The 2332-nt window shown below is 64.8% G+C and carries 4 protein-coding genes; 3 read left to right on the top strand and 1 reads right to left on the bottom strand.

Annotation, left to right across the window (positions count from 1 at the left end; translation table 11 throughout):
* Positions 1-26: 26 nt before the first annotated feature.
* Positions 27-179, bottom strand: coding sequence for a hypothetical protein (locus tag ACWNCF_RS02040; RefSeq protein WP_449405834.1), 153 nt, complete (start codon positions 177-179; stop codon positions 27-29).
* Positions 180-341: 162 nt separating this feature from the next.
* On the opposite strand from ACWNCF_RS02040, the gene ACWNCF_RS02045 reads away from it, so the two are divergent.
* From ACWNCF_RS02045 to ACWNCF_RS02055, 3 genes are all read left to right on the top strand, one after another.
* A complete protein-coding gene (locus ACWNCF_RS02045; protein WP_449405835.1) occupies positions 342-710 on the top strand; it encodes a hypothetical protein in 369 nt (122 codons plus the stop codon).
* 146 nt (positions 711-856) lie between these two features.
* Complete coding sequence (locus tag ACWNCF_RS02050; protein ID WP_449405836.1) at positions 857-1759, top strand: NAD kinase; 903 nt, start codon at positions 857-859, stop codon at positions 1757-1759.
* Positions 1760-1790: 31 nt separating this feature from the next.
* Positions 1791-2332 (top strand): AAA family ATPase (locus tag ACWNCF_RS02055; protein WP_449405837.1); only part of this gene is annotated, 542 nt, incomplete at its 3' end.

Here is a 2332-nt window from a genome sequence, read left to right on the forward strand (position 1 = left end):
CGATTGCTAAGGTTAAAACGGAGGAGTTAGTTGGATGATCCAGCACCTAAGGTTAAAACGGAGGAGTTAGTTGGATGATCCAGCACCTGATCTTCTTCGCCGTCGCCAAATACACCGGCCACGACGACGTTCCGGCGCAGCCGGAGCGGGGCCAGGCCCCGGCCGCCGCGGCCGCGCACGACAAGGCGGGCAAGAAGGGTGGCCTGGTGCGCGAAGACGAGCCGGGCGAAATCGCCGAAGGTACCGTGGAACTGCGCAAGGGCATCAGCAACGTCAATGCGCACTGGGGCGAACAGGCGGACCGGTTCAGCAACATGTCGCCGGCCGAGCGCGACAAGGTGATGAGGACGGCCTTCAGCAGCTATGTGCCGTATGCCGTGTTTTTGATGATGCCGCTGTTCGCGCTGTACCTCAAGGTGCTGTACCTGGGCTCCGGACGGCGCTACGGCGAACACCTGCTGTTCGCGCTGCATGTGCACGGGTTTGGATTCCTGGCCCTGACGCTGCTGATCGTGATGCCGAATGTGCTCGGTATCGTGTCCTTCGTGCTGGGCTTGTGGCTGGTGTTTTATACGCCGGTCGCGATGCGGCGCGTGTACGGCGGCTCACGCCTTGCCACCGGCTTGCGCTGGCTCGTGCTGATGGCGCTGCACGTGACCGGCATGGGCTTGGCGATCGGTGCCGCGTTCGGGTTCGGCATCCTCCATTGAAGCGGGTTCGGCCGGCGCGCTTGCCGGAAGTCCATTCGCCCAACTATACTGTGCGTTTGTACAGTATTTGCTGAGTTGCGATAGTGCAGAAGCCGGGCGAATCGGTTAATCTTCTGTCTCCCTATCACCTGCTGCCGAGAGTCGTAATGTCCGTGACGCCTGAACCGCAACAAACCATCGCGCTCGTCGTACGGCACCACACGGCCGGGATCGACGAGCCCGTGCAGGCGATCGTCGACTTCCTGCAGGGCGCCGGCTACCGCGTCGTGTTCGAGGAACAGACGGCCGGGCACGTGAAAGTCGCCGGCGTGGACGCCATGACGGTGGACGAGATCGGCGCGCACTGCAGCACCGCCATCGTCGTCGGCGGCGACGGCACGATGCTCGGCATCGCCCGCCACCTGGCGCGCTACCGCGTGCCGCTCATCGGCATCAACCAGGGGCGCCTGGGGTTCATGACGGACATCCCGATCGACCGCATGCTGCCCGCGCTGGGCGAGATCCTCAGCGGCAAGGCCAAGGCCGAGGAGCGCTCGCTGCTGGAGGCGCGCGTCGTGCGCGAGGGCGTCGAGATCCACTGTTCCGTCGCCGTCAACGACGTGGTGGTCGCGCGCGGCACGGGCGCCGGCATGGCGGAACTGAAGGTCACGGTGGACGGCACCTTCATGTACAACCAGCGTTCGGACGGACTGATCGTGTCCACGCCCACCGGGTCGACGGCGTATGCGCTGTCGGCCGGCGGCCCGCTGCTGCATCCGACGCTGGCCGGCATCGTGCTGGTGCCGATCGCGCCGCACGCGCTGTCCAACCGCCCGATCGTCGTGCCGAACACGAGCGACATCGTCGTCGAGATCATCAACGGCCGCGACATCAGCGTGAACTTCGACATGCAGACGTTCACGAGCCTGCAGCACGGCGACCAGATCATGATCTCGCGCTCGCCCAACACCATCACCTTCCTGCATCCGGAAGGGTGGAGCTACTACCACACCCTGCGCGAGAAGCTGCACTGGAACGAATATCCGTCCGGTGACGGCAAGCTCAAGTAATCCCAGCATCCACCAGGAGATGAGTTTCTTCATGTTGCGCACATTGACCATCCGCGACTTCGTCATCGTCGATACGATCGAGCTCGAGTTCTCGAACGGCTTCACGGTGTTCACCGGCGAGACCGGCGCCGGCAAGTCGATCCTGATCGACGCGCTGCAGCTCGCGCTGGGCGGCCGCGGCGACGCGAGCATGGTGCGCGAAGGCGCGGCCAAGGCCGACATCAGCGCCGATTTCGCCCTGACCCCGGCGGCGGGCGCCTGGCTGGAACAGAACGAGTTCGACAGCGACGAGGGCGGCGCGCTGCTGCGCCGCGTGATCGACAACGCCGGCCGTTCCAAGTCGTACATCAACGGCATCGCCGCCACCGCCAGCCAGTTGCGCGAACTGGGCGAGCTGCTCGTCGACATCCACGGCCAGCACGCACACCAGTCGCTGCTCAAGCTCGACGCCCAGCGCGCCCTGCTCGACAACCAGGTCGCCGTGCGCGACGCCGCCGCGACGGCCCAGGTGCAGGATCATCCAACTAACTCCTCCGTTTTAACCTTAGCAATACGTACGAGTCGAAACAGGCA

It is taken from the genome of Massilia phosphatilytica, from assembly GCF_977014125.1.